The 18209-nt window shown below is 69.9% G+C and carries 14 protein-coding genes and 2 pseudogenes; 13 read left to right on the top strand and 3 right to left on the bottom strand.

What is annotated here, in order from left to right; genetic code table 11:
• The first annotated feature begins 2 nt into the window (after positions 1-2).
• The 10 genes and pseudogenes from StrepF001_RS03035 to kdpF (StrepF001_RS02990) all read left to right on the top strand — a co-directional run bounded on the left by StrepF001_RS03035 (position 3) and on the right by kdpF (StrepF001_RS02990) (position 12344).
• Entirely contained in the window at positions 3-1844 is a 1842-nt protein-coding gene (locus tag StrepF001_RS03035; RefSeq protein ID WP_129796717.1) for an APC family permease, read from the top strand.
• Between the two features lie 222 nt (positions 1845-2066).
• Positions 2067-2156 carry a K(+)-transporting ATPase subunit F gene (gene kdpF / locus StrepF001_RS03030; protein WP_018566520.1) on the top strand — a complete coding sequence of 30 codons (90 nt, stop codon included), beginning with the start codon at positions 2067-2069 and terminating at the stop codon, positions 2154-2156.
• Positions 2157-2164: 8 nt separating this feature from the next.
• Complete coding sequence (gene kdpA / locus StrepF001_RS03025) at positions 2165-3826, top strand: potassium-transporting ATPase subunit KdpA (RefSeq protein ID WP_129796716.1); 1662 nt, start codon at positions 2165-2167, stop codon at positions 3824-3826.
• A gap of 32 nt (positions 3827-3858) precedes the next feature.
• The gene (gene kdpB / locus StrepF001_RS03020) at positions 3859-5958 is read left to right on the top strand and encodes a potassium-transporting ATPase subunit KdpB (protein ID WP_129796715.1); all 2100 of its coding nucleotides are present in this window, start codon (positions 3859-3861) and stop codon (positions 5956-5958) included.
• Between the two features lie 5 nt (positions 5959-5963).
• A complete protein-coding gene (locus StrepF001_RS03015) occupies positions 5964-6632 on the top strand; it encodes a potassium-transporting ATPase subunit C (protein ID WP_129796714.1) in 669 nt (222 codons plus the stop codon).
• 132 nt (positions 6633-6764) lie between these two features.
• Positions 6765-7448 carry a response regulator gene (locus tag StrepF001_RS03010; protein WP_129796713.1) on the top strand — a complete coding sequence of 228 codons (684 nt, stop codon included), beginning with the start codon at positions 6765-6767 and terminating at the stop codon, positions 7446-7448.
• 2 nt (positions 7449-7450) lie between these two features.
• Positions 7451-9913, top strand: a complete 2463-nt coding sequence (locus StrepF001_RS03005) for a DUF4118 domain-containing protein (protein WP_240797269.1) — start codon at positions 7451-7453, stop codon at positions 9911-9913.
• Positions 9914-10236: 323 nt separating this feature from the next.
• The gene (locus StrepF001_RS03000; protein ID WP_129796712.1) at positions 10237-10686 is read left to right on the top strand and encodes an SAV_915 family protein; all 450 of its coding nucleotides are present in this window, start codon (positions 10237-10239) and stop codon (positions 10684-10686) included.
• Positions 10687-10700: 14 nt separating this feature from the next.
• A pseudogene (lysA, locus tag StrepF001_RS02995) lies at positions 10701-12033 on the top strand (diaminopimelate decarboxylase).
• 98 nt (positions 12034-12131) lie between these two features.
• Positions 12132-12344, top strand: a complete 213-nt coding sequence (gene kdpF, locus StrepF001_RS02990; RefSeq protein ID WP_129796711.1) for a K(+)-transporting ATPase subunit F — start codon at positions 12132-12134, stop codon at positions 12342-12344.
• Between the two features lie 4 nt (positions 12345-12348).
• On the opposite strand, the gene StrepF001_RS02985 is transcribed toward kdpF (StrepF001_RS02990), so the two are convergent.
• Entirely contained in the window at positions 12349-12555 is a 207-nt protein-coding gene (locus StrepF001_RS02985) for a DUF5999 family protein (RefSeq protein ID WP_129797490.1), read from the bottom strand.
• Between the two features lie 345 nt (positions 12556-12900).
• A pseudogene (locus tag StrepF001_RS02980) lies at positions 12901-13483 on the bottom strand (hypothetical protein).
• 560 nt (positions 13484-14043) lie between these two features.
• Between StrepF001_RS02980 and StrepF001_RS02975 the strand changes: the two are divergent.
• Both StrepF001_RS02975 and StrepF001_RS02970 read left to right on the top strand, forming a co-directional pair.
• Positions 14044-15561: a glutamate-cysteine ligase family protein gene (locus tag StrepF001_RS02975; protein WP_129796710.1), complete on the top strand. Its 1518-nt coding sequence runs from the start codon at positions 14044-14046 to the stop codon at positions 15559-15561.
• A gap of 147 nt (positions 15562-15708) precedes the next feature.
• On the top strand, positions 15709-16509 hold the full coding sequence (locus StrepF001_RS02970) for a type II CAAX endopeptidase family protein (RefSeq protein WP_129796709.1): 801 nt from the start codon (positions 15709-15711) through the stop codon (positions 16507-16509).
• Here the strand turns inward: StrepF001_RS02970 and StrepF001_RS02965 are convergent, their stop codons facing one another.
• A complete protein-coding gene (locus StrepF001_RS02965; RefSeq protein ID WP_129796708.1) occupies positions 16510-17319 on the bottom strand; it encodes a PhzF family phenazine biosynthesis protein in 810 nt (269 codons plus the stop codon).
• A gap of 162 nt (positions 17320-17481) precedes the next feature.
• Here StrepF001_RS02965 and StrepF001_RS02960 point away from each other — a divergent pair, with 162 nt between their 5' ends.
• Complete coding sequence (locus tag StrepF001_RS02960) at positions 17482-18105, top strand: PadR family transcriptional regulator (RefSeq protein ID WP_129796707.1); 624 nt, start codon at positions 17482-17484, stop codon at positions 18103-18105.
• Positions 18106-18209 lie beyond the last annotated feature (104 nt).

Raw genomic sequence — 18209 nt, 5'->3', positions numbered from 1 at the left:
CCATGTCCGTACTGACCGCCGCACCGGGCGCCGTCCCTGCCGACGAGGAGCCGCCCGATACCGGTGAGCGGCATCGCCTCACCGCCGTCACCGGCCTGGCCGCGCTGTCGCTGGACGCGATGGCGTCGGTGGCGTACGGGCCCGAGGCGATCGTGCTCGTGCTGGCCGCCGCCGGTGCGCACGGCCTCGGCTTCACGCTCCCGGTCACGCTGGCCATCGCGGGCCTGCTGGCAGTGCTGGTCGCCTCGTACCGCCAGGTGATCGCCGCCTTCCCGGACGGCGGTGGTTCGTACGCCGTGGCCAAGCGCCACCTGGGTGCACGCACCAGCCTGGTCGCCGCGGCCTCGCTCGTCCTGGACTACGTCCTCAACGTGGCCGTCGCCGTCACCGCCGGTGTGGCCGCCCTGACCTCCGCCTTCCCGGCGCTCCACGACGAGCGGCTGTGGCTGTGCCTGGTGGTGCTCGCGCTGATCACGGTGGTCAACCTGCGCGGCATCGTGGAGTCGGCGAAGGCGTTCATCGTGCCGACCGTGATCTTCGTCGGCTCGATCTTCGTCCTGATCGGCGTCGGGCTCTTCCGGTCCGAACCGGTCAGCACTGTCACCGCGCAGGGACACGCCTCGGCCCTGGCCGACAACGCCACCACCGTGGGCGCCCTGCTGCTGCTCAAGGCCTTCGCCTCCGGATGCAGCGCGCTGACCGGCGTCGAGGCCATCGCCAACGCTGTCCCCTCCTTCCGGGTACCACGCGTCAAGCGCGCCCAGCGCGCGGAGGTCGCCCTCGGCGCCGTGCTCGGCGTCATGCTGATCGGCCTGTCGGTACTGATCTCCCGCTTCCACCTCCAGCCGGTCGAGGGCGTCACCGTCCTCGCCCAGCTCGCGGACGCCTCGCTCGGCCACAACTGGGCCTTCTACGTCGTCCAGTTCGCCACGATGATCCTGCTCGCCCTGTCCGCGAACACCTCCTTCGGCGGCCTCCCCGTGCTGCTGAAGCTGCTCGCCCGCGACAACTACCTGCCGCACGTCTTCGCCCTCAAGGCCGACCGCCAGGTCCACCGGCACGGCGTACTCGCGCTCGCTTTGGTCTCCGCCGCCCTGCTGCTCTTCTCCGGCGGCGACACCAACACCCTCGTGCCGCTGTTCGCCATCGGCGTCTTCGTCGGCTTCACCATCGCCCAGGTGGGCATGGTCCGGCACTGGCGCGAGCAACGCGGGCCGGGCTGGCGGGGCAAGGCCGTACTCAACGGCTTCGGCGGGCTGCTGACCGGTGTCTCGGCCGTCGTCGTCACGGCGACCAAGTTCGAGGAGGGCGCCTGGCTGATCGTGATCGCCCTGCCCCTGCTGGTCGTGGCCTTCCAGACCGTGCACCGGGCCTACGTCCGGATCGGCGAGCGGCTGGGCCTCGGCCACATCCCCGAGGCCCCGCACCGTGACCGCTCGGTCGTGATCGTGCCCGTATCCTCCCTGTCCCGGCTCACCTCCCAGGCCCTGACGGCCGCCGCCTCCCTGGGCGACGAGGTCCGTGCGGTCACCGTCTGCTACCCCGACCCCGAGGACCGGGCTCAGCTGCATGCCCTCGAGCGCGCCTGGGCCGAGTGGGACCCCGGCGTGCCACTGGTCAAGCTGACCTCCGAGCGCCGCACCCTGGGCCGGCCGATAGCCGATTACGTCCGAGACGTCACCGTGGCGGAGCCGGGCACCCAGATCACCGTGCTCATCCCGGAGACCGAGCCGGAGCGGCTCTGGCAGCGGGTGCTGCAGAACCAGCGCGGCGCCGTCGTCGCGCACGCCCTGCGCCGGGACACCGACGCGGTGATCTGCCGCTTGCGGTTCCGGCTGACCTGACATTCGAAGGGTGCCCGTAAGAGTCCCGTCAAAGCCGCGCAGTGTCCCGTAAGGGAGCCGTCAATGACGGTCGAATCCAGCCACAGACGCGGTTTCCTCTAAACGTCCTTGTCCAACCGAACCTCGACTCCAGGAGCTCACGATGGCCGATCTGGCCTTCGTTGTCACCACGATCGCGCTCTTCGCGCTGGTGGCCCTCGTTGCCAAGGGGGTGACGAAGCTGTGACCGCCGAAAACGTCGTCGGCCTGATCGTGGCCGTCGCCCTGCTGGGCTATCTCGTCCTCGCCCTGATCTTCCCGGAGAGGTTCTGAGTACCGACATGGGTCCCGTATTTGCCGGCGTCCTCCAACTGCTCGCCCTCATAGGCGCGCTGGCGATCATCCACGTCCCCCTTGGCAACTACATGGCCAAGGTCTACTCCTCCGACAAGCACTGGGGCGTCGAGAAGTGGATCTACAAGGGCATCGGTGCCAACCCCGACACCGAGATGCGCTGGACCGCGTACCTGCGCGGTGTCCTCGCCTTCTCGGCGGTCGGAGTTCTCTTTCTCTACCTGCTGCAGCGGCTCCAGGGCGTTCTGCCCGGTTCGCTCGGCTTCTCCTCGATCGACCCGGACCAGGCGTTCAACACCGCCGTGTCCTTCGTCACCAACACCAACTGGCAGTCGTACTACGGCGAACAGGCCATGGGCCACGTCGTGCAGACCGCCGGTCTGGCTGTGCAGAACTTCGTCTCCGCGGCCGTCGGCATCGCCGTCGCCGTGGCTCTCGTCCGGGGCTTCGCGCGGTCGCGCTCCGGTGAGCTCGGGAACTTCTGGGCGGACATGGTGCGTGGCGTCACCCGCATCCTGCTGCCGCTGGCGTTCGTCGCCGCGATCGTGCTGGTCGCCTGCGGCGCCATCCAGAACTTCTCCGGTATCCACGAGGTTGGCCAGTTCATGGGCGGCTCGCAGGAGTGGAACGGCGGCGCGGTCGCATCGCAGGAGGCCATCAAGGAGCTGGGCACCAACGGCGGCGGCTACTTCAACGCCAACAGCGCCCACCCCTTCGAGAACCCGACCCCGTTCACGAACCTCTTCGAGATCTTCCTGCTGCTCGCCATCCCGTTCTCGCTGCCGCGCACCTTCGGCGTGCTGGTCGGCTCGGTCAAGCAGGGCTACGCGATCCTCGCCACCATGGCCACCATCTGGGTCGCCTTCATCGGTCTGATGTGGTGGACCGAGTTCGCCCACCGCGCCCCGGCGTTCGAGATCGCCGGCGCCTCGATGGAGGGCAAGGAGGTCCGCTTCGGCATCGGTGCCTCGTCGATCTTCGCGGTGTCGACCACGCTCACCTCCACCGGTGCCGTGGACTCCTTCCACTCCTCGTACACCGGCCTCGGCGGTGGCATCACCCTGCTCGGCATGATGCTGGGCGAGATCGCGCCCGGTGGTGTCGGCTCCGGCCTCTACGGCATCCTGATCATGGCGATCATCGCGGTCTTCATCGCCGGTCTGATGGTCGGCCGGACGCCCGAGTACCTGGGCAAGAAGATCGGCACCCGCGAGATCAAACTGGCGGCCTGTTACATCCTGGTCACGCCGGCGCTGGTGCTGGTCCTGACCGCCGCCGCCATGGCCCTTCCGACCCCGGCCAACTCCATGACCAACGGCGGGGCGCACGGCTTCTCCGAGATCCTGTACGCCTACACGTCCGCCTCGAACAACAACGGCTCGGCCTTCGCCGGTCTGAACGCGGACACGCAGTGGTTCAACAGCACGCTCGGCATCGCGATGCTGCTCGGTCGTTTCGTGCCGATGGTGTTCGTGCTGGCCCTCGCCGGCTCGCTCGGCGAGCAGAAGCCGGTGCCGGTCACCGCAGGCACCCTGCGCACCGAGAAGCCGCTGTTCACCGGCCTGCTGGTAGGCGCGATCCTGATCATCACCGGTCTGACGTACTTCCCGGCCCTCGCGCTCGGGCCGCTGGCCGAGGGGCTGGCGTGATGACCACTCGTACAGCGAATCAAGAGGACTCCATGTCCACAGCCACTCCGACCCGGGCGCCGCACAGCGACGTACCCACCGGGCACAAGTCCCCCGAGGGCCGTGTCGGCGCGGGCCTCTTCGACCCCAAGCAGCTGGTCAAGTCGCTGCCGGACGCCTTCCGCAAGCTCGACCCGCGGGTGATGGTCAAGTCGCCCGTGATGTTCGTGGTGTGGATCGGCTCCGTCCTGACCACCGTCTTCTCCTTCACGGACCCGGGCGACTGGTTCGGCTGGACGATCAGCGCCTGGCTGTGGCTGACGGTGATCTTCGCCAACCTGGCGGAGGCGGTCGCCGAGGGGCGCGGCAAGGCCCAGGCCGACACTCTGCGCAGGGCCAAGACGGACACCGTCGCCCGGCGGCTCGTCGAGGGCCGTGAGGAGCGGGTGCCGGGCACCGAGCTGAGGATCGGTGACCTGGTCGTCTGCGAGGCCGGCGACATCATCCCCGGCGACGGTGACGTCGTCGAGGGTGTGGCGAGCGTCGACGAGTCGGCGATCACCGGTGAGTCGGCGCCGGTCATCCGTGAGTCCGGCGGCGACCGCAGTGCGGTCACCGGCGGTACGAAGGTCCTCTCCGACCGGATCGTCATCAAGATCACGACGAAGCCGGGCGAGACCTTCATCGACCGGATGATCGGCCTCGTCGAGGGCGCCGCGCGGCAGAAGACGCCGAACGAGATCGCGCTGAACATCCTGCTGGCGTCCCTCACGATCGTCTTTCTCCTCGCGGTGGCGACCCTGCCGCCGTTCGCCGACTACGCGGGCACCCATCTGACGATGGTCGTGCTGGTCGCCCTGCTGGTCTGCCTCATCCCGACGACGATCGGCGCGCTGCTCTCCGCAATCGGCATCGCGGGCATGGACCGGCTGGTGCAGCGCAACGTGCTGGCCATGTCGGGGCGTGCGGTCGAGGCCGCCGGTGACGTCTCCACGCTGCTGCTGGACAAGACCGGCACCATCACGCTCGGCAACCGGCAGGCCGCCGAGTTCGTACCGGTGCGCGGCACGACCGAGGCCGAGGTCGCGGACGCCGCCCAGCTGTCGTCGCTGGCCGACGAGACGCCCGAGGGCCGCTCCATCGTCGTCCTGGCGAAGGAGAAGTACGGGCTGCGCGAGCGTCACCAGGGCGAGTTGGCCGGCGCCGAGTGGATCGAGTTCACCGCCCAGACCCGCATGTCGGGTGTGGACGTCGACGGCCGGAAGATCCGCAAGGGCGCGGCCGGTTCGGTGATCACCTGGGTTGAGGAGCGCGGCGGCGCGGTCGCCGAGGACGCGGACACGCTCGCCGACACGATCTCCGAGGCAGGCGGTACGCCGCTCCTGGTGGCCGTCGAGGACAGCGCCGGGGCCCGGATCCTGGGCGTCATCCACCTCAAGGACGTCGTCAAGGACGGTATGCGCGAGCGGTTCGAGGAACTGCGCCGCATGGGCATCAAGACCGTCATGATCACGGGTGACAACCCGCTCACGGCGAAGGCGATCGCCGAGGAGGCCGGTGTCGACGACTTCCTCGCGGAGGCCACTCCCGAGGACAAGATGGCGCTGATCAAGCGGGAGCAGGCGGGCGGCAAGCTGGTCGCGATGACCGGTGACGGCACCAACGACGCCCCGGCTCTGGCCCAGGCGGACGTCGGCGTGGCGATGAACACCGGTACGTCGGCCGCCAAGGAGGCCGGCAACATGGTCGACCTCGACTCCAACCCGACCAAGCTCATCGAGATCGTCGAGATCGGCAAGCAGCTCCTCATCACCCGGGGCGCGCTCACGACGTTCTCCATCGCCAACGACGTCGCGAAGTACTTCGCGATCATCCCGGCGCTGTTCGCGGCCGTCCACCCGGGCCTGGACAAGCTCAACATCATGCAGCTGTCCTCGCCGGACTCCGCGATCCTCTCGGCCGTCATCTTCAACGCGCTGATCATCATCGCGCTGGTGCCGCTCGCCCTGAAGGGCGTGCAGTACCGGCCGGTCAGCGCCGACCGGATGCTCCGCCGCAACCTCGCGATCTACGGTCTCGGCGGACTGATAGCGCCCTTCGTCGGCATCAAGATCATCGACCTGCTCATCTCCCTCATACCCGGAATCGGTTGACCGCCATGAACAACTCGGTTACCAACACCGCCCGGTTGCTCGGGGCGGGCCTGCGCGCCCTCCTCGTCCTGACCCTGGTGACGGGCGTCATCTATCCGTTGGCCGTCACCGGCATCGCCCAGGGTCTGTTCAACAACAAGGCGAACGGCTCGGAGATCAGGGCGGACGGCAAGGTCGTCGGCTCGTCCCTGACCGGGCAGGCGTACCACCTGCCGCTGAAGAAGGGCCAGGAGACCCCGGAGCCGGACCTGAAGTGGTTCCAGGGCCGCCCGCAGAACGGCCTCGGCACCAACAGCGTCAACACCCAGTACAAGCTCATCCTGTCCGGCGCGACCAACCGGTCCGGCGACAACCCCGAGCTCATCCAGTGGGTGAAGGACGCCAAGGCCGCCGTCGTCAAGGACAACTCGGTCCTCGGATACACCGTCAAGCCCTCCGAGGTGCCCGCCGACGCGGTCACCTCCTCCGGCTCCGGCCTGGACCCGGACATCTCCCCGCAGTACGCCGATCTCCAGGTGCACCGGATCGCCGAGCAGAACGGTCTGCCCGTCGCCGAGGTCCAGAAGCTCGTCGACGAGCACACCGAGGGCCGCACCCTCGGCTTCATCGGCGAGCCCCGTGTGAACGTCCTCGAACTCAACATCGCGCTCAAGGAACTCGTGGCGAAGAGCTGATGGCGTTACCGGGACCCGAGCGGGAGTCGGCGGAACCGGGACGACATCCCGGTTCCGCCGACTCCCGCCGTCGTGAAGCCGGTTGTGCCGGCGCCCATGACAACACATACGACGACACGAAAGGCGCGCACCATGACCCGGGTGCTGGTGGTGGAGGACGACCCGCAGCTCGTCCGGGCTCTCGTGATCAACATGCAGGCACGCCGGTACGGAGTGGACGCCGCCCTCGACGGCGCCACCGCCCTGCGCCTGGCGGCCGCCCGCCAGCCCGACGTCGTGATGCTCGACCTCGGGCTGCCCGACATGGACGGCGTCGACGTGATCAAGGCGCTACGGGGCTGGACCCGCGTCCCGATCCTCGTGCTGTCGGCCCGTCAGGCGTCCGACGAGAAGGTCGCCGCCCTGGACGCGGGGGCCGACGACTACGTCACCAAACCGTTCAGCATGGACGAGCTGATGGCCCGGCTGCGGGCAGCCGTCCGCCGCACCGAGGAGATCCCGCTCGCCCCCGAGATGACCCTGGTGGAGACGGACGAATTCACCATCGACCTGCTCGCCAAGAAGGTCGTCCGGGACGGACACGACGTACGTCTCACACCGACCGAATGGCATCTGCTGGAGCTGCTGGTCACCAACCCCGGCCGGCTGATCACGCAGAAGCAGCTTCTCCAGGACGTCTGGGGGGTTTCACAGCGCAACAAGACCAACTACCTGCGGGTTTACATGGCCCAACTGCGGCGCAAGCTGGAAGCGGACCCGTCGCATCCCCGTTACCTCATCACAGAACCCGGCATGGGTTACCGCTTCGAAGGGTGAACATGGCACGCGGCAAGCTTCGGATCTACCTGGGTGCGGCACCGGGGGTGGGCAAGACGTACGCGATGTTGTCCGAGGCGCACCGGCGGGTGGAGCGGGGCACGGACTGTGTGGTGGCGTTCGTGGAGTCCCATGGCCGGCCGCGCACCGAGGTGATGCTGCACGGGCTGGAGCAGGTGCCGCGCAGGGAGTTCGGGTACCGGGGCGGGGTGTTCACGGAGATGGATGTGGAGGCGGTCCTCGCCCGGCGGCCGAAGGTGGCGCTGGTGGACGAGCTGGCGCACACGAACGTCCCCGGTTCGCGCCATGCCAAGCGCTTCCAGGACGTGGAGGAGCTGCTGGCGGCGGGGATCGATGTGATCTCGACGGTGAACATCCAGCATCTGGAGTCCCTTGGTGATGTGGTGGAGTCGATCACGGGGGTACGGCAGCGGGAGACCGTCCCGGACGAGGTGGTGCGGGCGGATCAGGTCGAGCTGGTGGACATGTCGCCGCAGGCGCTGCGGCGGCGGATGGCGCACGGCAACATCTACCAGCCGGACAAGGTGGATGCGGCGCTGTCGAACTACTTCCGGCCGGGGAATCTCACCGCGTTGCGGGAGCTGGCGCTGCTCTGGGTGGCGGACCGGGTCGACGAGTATCTGAAGCAGTACCGCAGTGATCACCGGGTGTCGAGGATCTGGGGTCGGGAGCGGATCGTGGTGGGTCTGACGGGTGGTCCGGAGGGGCGGACGCTGATCCGGCGGGCGGCGCGGCTGGCGGAGAAGGGGGCCGGCGGTGAGGTGCTGGCGGTCTACATAGCGCGCAGCGACGGGCTCACGTCCGCCTCGCCGAAGGAACTGGCGGTGCAGCGCACGCTGGTCGAGGACCTCGGCGGGACCTTCCATCACGTGGTCGGCGACGACATACCGGCGGCCCTGCTGGACTTCGCCCGCGGCGTGAACGCCACCCAGATCGTGCTGGGTTCGTCGCGGCGCAAGAGCTGGCAGTACGTGTTCGGGCCGGGTGTGGGGGCGACGGTCGCCCGGGAGTCCGGTCCCGACCTGGACGTCCACATCGTCACGCACGACGAGGCCGCCAAGGGGCGTGGGCTGCCGGTGGCGCGCGGTGCACGGCTGGGGCGGGCCCGGATCATCTGGGGCTGGCTGGTCGGCCTGGCCGGGCCGGTGGTCCTGGCGGTCCTGCTGAACACCGTTCACCTCGGCCTCGCCAACGACATGCTGCTCTTCCTGACGCTGACGGTGGCGGCGGCCCTGCTCGGCGGGCTCTACCCGGCGCTCGCCGCGGCGGCCTTCGGAACGTTTCTGCTCAACTACTTCTTCACCCCGCCGCTGCACCGGCTGACCATCGCGGACCCGAAGAACATCGTCGCCCTGGTGATCTTCATAGGCGTGGCGGTGTCGGTGGCGTCGGTGGTCGACCTCGCGGCCCGGCGGACGCATCAGGCGGCCCGTCTGCGGGCGGAGTCGGGGATCCTGTCGTTCCTGGCGGGCAACGTGCTGCGCGGTGAGACCAGCCTGGAGGCGCTGCTGGAGCGGGTGCGCGAGACCTTCGGCATGGAGTCGGTGGCGCTGCTGGAGCGTGAGAGCGACGTCGATCCGTGGACGTGCGCGGGCAGCGTCGGGCTCCGGCCGTGTCAGAGCCCGGAGGACGCGGACGTCGACATGCCGGTCGGCGACCACATGGCCCTGGCACTGACCGGGCGGGTGCTGCCCGCCGAGGACCGCCGGGTGCTGGCCGCGTTCGCCGCGCAGGCCGTGGTCGTCCTGGACCGCCGCCGGCTCCAGGAGGAGGCCGACCGGGCCCGCACGCTGGCCGAGGGCAACCGCATCCGCACGGCCCTGCTGGCCGCCGTCAGCCATGACCTGCGGACGCCCCTGGCCGGCATCAAGGCGTCGGTCACGTCGCTGCGTTCGGACGACGTCGAGTGGTCCGAGGAGGACCGGGCGGCCCTGCTGGAGGCGATCGAGGAGGGCGCCGACCGCCTCGACCACCTGGTCGGCAACCTGCTCGACATGTCCCGCCTGCAGACCGGCACGGTCACGCCGATCATCCGCGAGATCGACCTCGACGAGGTGGTGCCCATGGCCCTCGGGGGCGTGCCGGAGGGCAGCGTGGATCTCGACATCCCGGAGACCCTTCCCATGGTCCACCTCGACCAGGACCCGGCCCGGCGTGCTGCGCGCCACCAGCGCCCACATCGCGGCCCCGGGGCCCCGTTCGCCGAAGACGTCCCCGAGCGCGGTGAGCAGCCGCTCCCGGGCCGGCTCCTGCCACTGGTCGACCAGCCCGCACGGCGGCTGGGACCGACCTCCGGCGAACTCCCCGCCGGGCGGCTCCCAGGCCGGCACCGGCCACAGCTCGGCACCTCGGCGCCGGGCCTCGTGGGCAGCGTGAGAGCGGTCAGGCTCCCCAGGGAACCGCTCACGCCGACGACGACCCGAGCGGGACCGGAGCTGTCGTGACCGGACAATGACCCCACCGTTCCTTCGCACACACCCGCGCAGCCGCGGCCCGCGGGCGGCCTTGAGGGGCCGCCCCTCCATCCCACCCCGGCGCGACGGCCGGGAACAGGCGGGGCATCACTTCTTTGCACACCTCTAGCACCTTCCACCAGGGCTGACCGACCGCTCCGTCAGCGTCGGCCCGATCGCCGTCAGCGTCGCGTCATGACCCGTCGGTGCCGCCTGGGGCGGGCTTAGCGTCAAGCGTGAGCCCCGGCCCGCCTCCCCGCGTTCGGGGCAAGCCACTGAAAAGCAATCAGCTCGGATCCTCCAGGAGGCATCCCATGCCAGATCTCATGTGCGAAGACCCGGAGCCTTCCGATCGGTTCCCGGCCGGACCTCTGTACGTTCCGGTCCGGCCGGGACCGGCAGGCTGTACGACCCGGCTCTTCCGCAGCCCTCTCGGCGAGCGTACGGCCGTGGGCTTCACCTCCGAGCGCCGGCTGAGGGCGACCCTGGGCCCCGACCAGGCGTGGATCCGGCTGGCCGAACCCGCGCTGCGCTCACTGACCGCGCTGCTCGGGGTCACCACCGTCACGATCGACCCCCAGTTCTCCGCCCCCGCACCCGCCAGGGACACCTCCACGGCGACCGCGCCGGTGAGCGCCCCCGCTCTCGGGCACCCCGCGCCGGACGCTCCCCGCCCTACCGCCTGGGACCCCCAGGCCGTCGGCGCGCTGCGCGTGACCGGCGCCGCCGCCCTCGTCTCGGCACTCGCGCTGTGGATCGGTTGAGAGGTACCAGCACCATGACGACTCTTCACGAACCAGCCGTCACCACCACCGACGCCCTGTCGGTGTGGCCGGCCTCCGCCACCGAGCCGCAGCCCGGCGAGCTCGCCGTCGGCGGCGTACCGCTCGCCGAGATCGCCGACCGCTTCGGCACCCCCGTCTACGTCCTCGACGAGGCAGAGGTGCGCGAACGCTGCCGCACCTACCGGCACGCCTTCCCCGACGCCGACGTCGTGTACGCGGCCAAGGCGTTCCTGTGCCGCGCGATGGTCCACTGGGTGGAGGAGGAAGGCCTCGGACTCGACGTCTGCTCCGCCGGTGAGCTGGAGTTGGCGGTCACCACCGGCTTCCCGCCGGAGAAGATCGTGCTGCACGGCAACGCCAAGTCGCCCAGGGACCTTGAGACCGCGCTGCGGTTCGGCGTCAGACGGATCGTCATCGACGGTCCGTCCGAGATCGCCCGACTGGCGGCGGCCGTCGGGCCCGAGGGGCACCAGAAGGTCATGGTCCGGGTGGTGCCCGGCATCAGCGTCGGCGGCCATGCGAAGATCCGCACCGGCACCGACGACCAGAAGTTCGGCCTGTCCATCTCCTACGGCTACGCCCAGCACGCCATTGTCCGCATACTCGACCAGCCGCAGCTCGAACTGACCGGCCTGCACTGCCACTTGGGCTCGCAGATCACCAGCGTCAAGCCGTACCTGTCGGCCGTACGCCGCATGGTCGGCCTGATGGCCCGGCTGCACGAGCAGCACGGCCTCGTCCTGACCGAACTCGACCTCGGCGGCGGCCACGGCATCGCCTACCGCCCGGGCGAACCCGCCCTGGACCTCACGTCGCTGGCCCGCAAGGTGCGCGCCGAACTGGTCGAGGCGTGCGCGGCGGCCGGGCTCACGGTGCCCCGGCTGATGATCGAACCGGGCCGCGCCATCGCCGGTCCGGCCGGTGTCGCCCTCTACCACGTGCTGGCCGTGAAGCGTACGGGCTCGCATGTCTTTGTCGCCGTCGACGGCGGCATGAGCGACAACCCGCGGCCCGCCCTGTACGGCGTGCGCTACGCGCCCCGGCTGATCGGCCGGCACAGCAGCGCCGCCCCGGCCCCCGGTGACCGTCGTCGGCCGACACTGCGAGGCCGGGGACGTCCTCGCCGCCGATGTGGAACTGCCCGAGGACATACGGCCCGGCGACCTGCTCGCCGTCCCCGTGGCGGGCGCGTACCACCTCTCCATGGCCTCCGGCTACAACATGGTCGGCCGCCCGCCGGTGGCCGCCGTCGCGGACGGCCGCGCCCGGGTCCTGGTCCGCCGCGAGTCCCTGGACGACATCCGCAGCCGTGACGTGGGCCTGTAGGCCCGCGCCGCCCCCGAGGTCCACCTCCGGTCGGGTGACAGCCACGCCCTCGACCGGGGGTGCCCCACGCCCTTTTCGATGCGATATGCGAGGAACCTGTGACGGCCGAGAACGTGGTGGGGCTGATCGTCGCGATCGCCCTGCTGGCCTACGTGGTGGTGGCCCTGATCAAGCCGGAGCACTTCTGTAGCGGGGCACATGACCGACTACAGGCAGTGACCGTCGTGGAACACGCGTCGGGGCCGGTTCGCGGGGGTGCGTCCGCGGGCCGGCCCCTCGAGTCTTCGGACGGTGTGCGTGCCGCCCGGTAGGTGCTCAGGCGGCGGTCATCACCCGGCTGCCGTCCAGCAGTCGGTGGGGCGCGATGATCTGGCCGTCCGGCAGGAGCTCACCGGTGTCCTCGAAGAGCACAACTCCGTTGCACAGCAGGCTCCAGCCCTGCTCCGGGTGGTGCGCCACGAGACGGGCGGATTCCCGGTCGGCGGAGTTTGCGGTGGGGCACGGTGGCTGGTGCTGGCACATGGGAGGGATCTTTCGCTCTGTCGTGGTGTTCATGGCCGCCCCCGTTGCGACTGTGTCGGTCGAACCCAGTGTTGCCTCACGGGCGCCATTCCGCAGGGATTTGGCTGCACCGCTTCTTCACAGGTTGATGACGCATCACTCGCCCGGACGGTTCACGCCAACTGGACAGTCCTTTCGGATGGTTCAAGATGGCCGGACGGGGCTAGTCCGTACGGGACGCGCGGAAATTTCCGGCTCGGACGAGCGATTGAGCGCTCTTACGAGCAATTGACCTGCGGTGCTATACGAAAACGCCGCCGTGCCCCGACGCCGGGAGCCCGGCATCGGGGCACGGAAGGCTGTACCTCAGGCCGGCGAACCCATCAGCGGTGCCGGAGTGGAGCGAAGGGTGAGTACCGGCAGCAACTCGGCGACCCGGTGCGGACGGTGGGCCGCGATACCGGGCGGCGCGGGGGCCAGCGGTACCAGCAGGTCCGGCGCGGCCAGGTGGCCGGCCGCGCCGTCGGCGGCGCAGTCGCCGTGCAGCCAGAGCGTGAGCATGTAGAGGCCCGGCACGGACAGCAGGCGCGGTTGGTACGACTGGGCGAGTGTCTCGGTCTGGCGCAGTGCACGCTCGGTGGAGGCGATGTACGGCCCCTCGAAGAAGTGCGAGAACGCCCAGCCGTCGGGCGTGAGCATGGTCTCCGCCGCGGCCACTGCCTGGTCGCCGCACCGGATCAGGAAGCGCCAGCCGGCCAGCCGGGTGACGGGTGTGCCCTTGGCGGTGATCCGGTCCAGAACATGGACGGGCAAAGCGAGTTCGGGTGTGGCGGGACCGTGGGCGCCGCGCAGGGAGGGGGTTCGGGCCTCGCGGACGGCGGTGGGGAACCGAGTGCTGTGAGACGGAACGGAGCGCGGGCGCGGGAGCCGGGGGGACATGCAGCGGCATGGTGGGTCGCCTCTCATTCGACAGGCAAGTAGGCGCGAGGTGGCGGGGGCGGACGGCGCTGTCAGCTCACGGGGACAGAGAGGCGAGGGCCGGGTCTGTGCGAGAGGGGCGTGGGTGTGAGGCCTGCCGTACGCCATCTCGACGGCAGGTTCCTCCGACCGCGGGCGCCAACCTTCTGTCTTCCGCGGAGTTTATACGACATTTGTTCAGCCAGTGTTTCATCTAAACGCTTCCGGGCACTCGCACAAGGGTTCATTCGGTCGGCGATACGTGGAAAACATCCCGATTCCGAACCGGTCGCACGGCGGTGACCTCGGGAAATGCTCCCGGTGCGGTCGGCTAATTTGCGTCGGCGTTTTTCACGAGTTCCCCGCACCGGAAAGTGTGCGGTGCACCTGCCCGGTGAATGTGCCGCCGGTCATCTCTGGCCCGAGTGACCAGAGTAGCGGGTGCGGGCATGCGCCGCGGGCGTTACGGATCGCCCGGGCTGGGCATCATCCCCCCTGACCCGGACACCGGCGGCCGGATCTCAGGCCTGCCCACCGAGGAGGGACGCTTCGATGGGGGAGAAGGTCGTGGCGGGCGCGTTCGACCTGTCTGATCGCCAGCGCTACCGCACCAAGCTCCGGCAGTGTCTGCGGGGCCTGGAGCGGCTGCTGGAGGAGAAGCGGTTCGATCGCCCGAAGAACCTCATGGGTCTGGAGATCGAACTGAATCTGGCCGGGGCCGACGGCATGCCGAGAATGCTCAATGCGCAGGTTCTGGAAAAGATCGCAAGCCGAGATTTCCAAACAGAGCTCGCCATGTTCAACCTGGAAGTCAACATAGCCCCACACAGGTTGGGTGGCCGGGTATTCGATCGGCTCGCGGAAGAAGTCCGTACGTCCCTGGCATATGCCCACCGGAAAGCGGGTGAGGTCGACGCGGGAATCGTGATGATCGGCATTCTGCCCACACTCGACCGCGACGATCTGGTCTCCTCGAACCTCTCCGACGTCGACCGCTACACCCTCCTCAACGATCAGATCGTGGCCGCCCGCGGCGAGGACTTCACCCTCGACATCGACGGCGTCGAGCATCTGACCTGCACGTCGAAGTCGATCGCGCCCGAAGCCGCCTGCACCTCCGTGCAACTGCACCTCCAGGTCACCCCGGCCCGTTTCGCCGACGTGTGGAACGCCGCACAGGCGGCCTGCGCGGCACAGATCGCCGTCGGCGCCAACTCGCCCTTCCTGTTCGGTCGCGAGCTGTGGCGCGAGTCCCGGCCGCCGCTGTTCCAGCAGTCCACCGACACCCGCCCGCCCGAACTGCAGGCCCAGGGGGTCCGGCCGCGCACCTGGTTCGGGGAGCGGTGGATCAGCTCGGCGTACGACCTGTTCGAGGAGAACCTGCGCTACTACCCCGCGCTGCTGCCGATCTGCGACGACGAGGATCCGCTTGCGGTGCTCGACGCCGGGGGCGTTCCGAAACTCGCCGAGCTCGTCCTGCACAACGGCACGGTGTACCGCTGGAACCGTCCCGTGTACGGGATCGCCGACGGCGTCCCGCATCTGCGCGTCGAGAACCGCGTCCTGCCCGCCGGGCCCACCGTCACCGACGTCATCGCCAACGCGGCCTTCTACTACGGCATCGTCCGCGCGCTCGCCGAGAACCCCCGGCCGGTGTGGACCCGCCTGCCCTTCGAGGCGGCCGCGGCCAACTTCGACGCCGCGTGCCGGTACGGCATCGACGCACGCTTCACCTGGCCGCGGCGCGGGCGGTACGGCGGGACGACCCAGGTCGAAGCGGTCAGTCTCGTACGGGACGAACTGCTGCCGCTCGCCGAGGCAGGGCTGGATGCGTGGGGCGTCGAACCGGCCGACCGGGACCTCTACCTGGGCGTGATCGAAGAGCGCTGCAGGCGCCGGGTCAACGGGGCGTCCTGGCAGGTCGCGACCTTCCACCGGGCGCTGGAAGGCGGGCTGCCGCGCGCGGCGGCGCTGGCTGCCACGACGCGGCGCTACGCCGAGCTGAGCCACCTCGGGGAACCGGTGCACACCTGGCCGGTGGGGTTGCCGGAGCCGGCGCGGACGGGGTGACGGCTTCCTCGGGCGGGGGAGCCGCGGGCGGGGGAAAGTGCGTCTGCAAGGCTGTCGTGTGGTCGGAGTGTGCGATCTTCGTAATCTCGTCGGGATGCCGACGGGCGAAGATGAGCGCGGAGCAGGACTACTCGACGGGAGGCAGGCGTGCAGGCGGAGACGGGCCGGGTGGCCGAATCCGAGCCGCAGGAGCGGCCGTCGCGACGGATTCTCCGTGATGAGACGCTGCTCGTGCTCGGGCTGTCGCTCGGTGCCAGCGGTGTGTCCGCACTGATCAGCTTCATCGGATCCGTCACCAGGCCCGGCGGCCTGAAGGACCAGGCCGCCACCCTCAACGCCTCGGCCGCTCCCGGCCGCCCCTGGCTCGACCTGGCGTGGCAGCTCTTCGGCATCGCCACCGCGCTCGTCCCCGTCGCCCTCGTCGCGCACTTCCTGCTGCGCGAGGGGCGCAGCCTGAAAACCCTCGGCTTCGACCGCACCCGGCCCTGGCCGGACCTGGGCCAGGGCGCCGCGATCGCCGCGGTGATCGGCAGCAGCGGCATCGCCTTCTACCTGGCCGCGCGCGGCCTCGGCTTCAACCTCACCGTCGTCCCCGAGGCCCTGCCCGACGTGTGGTGGAAGTACCCGGTGCTGATCCTCTCTGCCCTGCAGAACTCCATTCTCGAAGAAGTGATCGTCGTCGGCTACCTGCTGCGCCGGCTCGACCAGTTGGGCTGGTCGCCGGGCTCCGCGCTGGTGGTCAGCTCCGTACTGCGTGGCTCGTACCACCTGTACCAGGGCATCGGCGGCTTCATCGGCAACATGGTGATGGGCGTGGTCTTCGTCTACCTGTACCGGCGCTGGGGCCGCGTCGGTCCGCTGGTGGTCGCGCACTCGCTGCTCGACATCGGCGCGTTCGTGGGCTACGCGCTGCTCGCGGGCAGGGTGGGCTGGCTGCCGACGGCGTGACTACGCCAGCAGCTCCCCCTCGATGACGGTGACCGCGCGGCCGCTCAGCAGGGTGCGGTCGCCGCGCAGCTGCGTGCGGACGCGGCCGGAGCGGGGTGAGGCCTGCAGACCGGTGAGGCCGGGGCGGCCCAGGCGCTCCGACCAGTAGGGGGCGAGAGCCGTGTGGGCGCTGCCCGTGACCGGGTCCTCGTCGATGCCGACGTTCGGGAAGAAACAGCGCGAGACGTAGTCGTAGCCCCTGGACGGGTCCTCGGCCCGGGCGGTGGCGATGATGCCGCGTGCCGAGTGGGCGCCGAGGGCCTTGTGGTCGGGGCGCAGGGCACGAACCGTCTTCTCGTCGGCGAGTTCCAGGAGCAGGTCGCCGACGTCCGGGCCGGTGTCGAAGGCCGCGCCCGGCTCTGCGCCCAGGGCGTCGGCGATGCCCTCGGGGATGTCGGCCGGCGTGAGCGGGGCGGTGGGGAAGTCCAGAGTGATCGAGCCGTCCTCGTGGGGCTCCGCGACGAGCACACCGCTGCGCGTGGCGAACCGTACCCGGCCCTCGTGGGTGCCCGTGCTGTGCAGGACATGGGCCGTGGCGAGGGTGGCGTGGCCGCACATCGCGACCTCGGCCGCGGGCGTGAACCAGCGCAGCGCCCAGTCGGCCTCGCCGCCTTCGGGGAGCGGGTGGGCGAACGCGGTCTCCGCGTGGTTGACCTCCATGGCCACGTTCTGCAGCCGGTCGTCGTCCGGGAAGGCGTCGAGGAGCAGGACCCCGGCCGGGTTGCCGGCGAAGGGGCGGTCGGTGAAGGCATCGACGATTCGAATCCGCATGGCCATGACGCTAAGGGCTCCACAAAGCCGCAGGCCAAGGCCAATTCGCGAGTGCCGGCCCGGTTGCCGGGCCCTCTTTCTCGGTTCGGGGTTGTCGAGCGAGCTATTCCGATATATCGTTGAAGCATCGCGACAGATCAACGATGGAATGGAGTGATGGCGATGCGCAGCCATGGATACGAGCGTGGGCATGGACACGGTGACCCCCGGCGTGGCCGAGGTGACTTCGACGGCCGGCGCGAGGCCTTCGGGCCGTTCGGCCCCGGCGGGCACCACGGATTCGGGCCCGGCTTCGGTCCCGGACCCTGGGGTGGTGGCGGACGAGGGCGAGGAGGTCCGAGGGGGAGGGCGCGGCGCGGTGACGTACGGGCCTCGATCCTGGCCCTGCTGAAGGACCGGCCGATGCACGGCTACGAGATGATCCAGGAGATCGCCGAGCGCAGCGACGGGGTGTGGAAGCCCAGTCCCGGCTCGGTCTACCCCACCCTCCAGTTGCTGGAGGACGAGGGCCTGATCGTCAGCGCGACCGAGGGCGGCAAGAAGCTGTTCTCGCTCACGGAGTCGGGCCGCGCGGCGGCCGAGGAAGGTCCCGAGGCGCCCTGGGAGGCGGCCTCGCGCGGGATCGACTGGGAGGCTCTCGGTGAGATCCGCCAGGCCGGCTTCGGGCTGATGGAGGCCTTCGGTCAGGTCTGGAAGACCGGCAGTGCGGAGCAGCGGGAGAAGGCGGTCGGTGTCATCAACGAGGCCCGCAAGAAGCTGTACCTGATCCTCGCCGACGAGGACTGACGGCCTCCCCGTCGTACGGCCGCAAGAAGCCGTACGGTTTTGAGAAGGGGCGCCCCGCGGAACGACGATCCGCGGGGCGCCTTCGCATACCTGATACCTGCCGA

The organism is Streptomyces sp. F001 (assembly GCF_004187715.1).
GTDB classification, from domain to species: Bacteria; Actinomycetota; Actinomycetes; order Streptomycetales; family Streptomycetaceae; genus Streptomyces; species Streptomyces flavusporus.
This window is presented reverse-complemented; position numbering and strand designations above follow the sequence as displayed.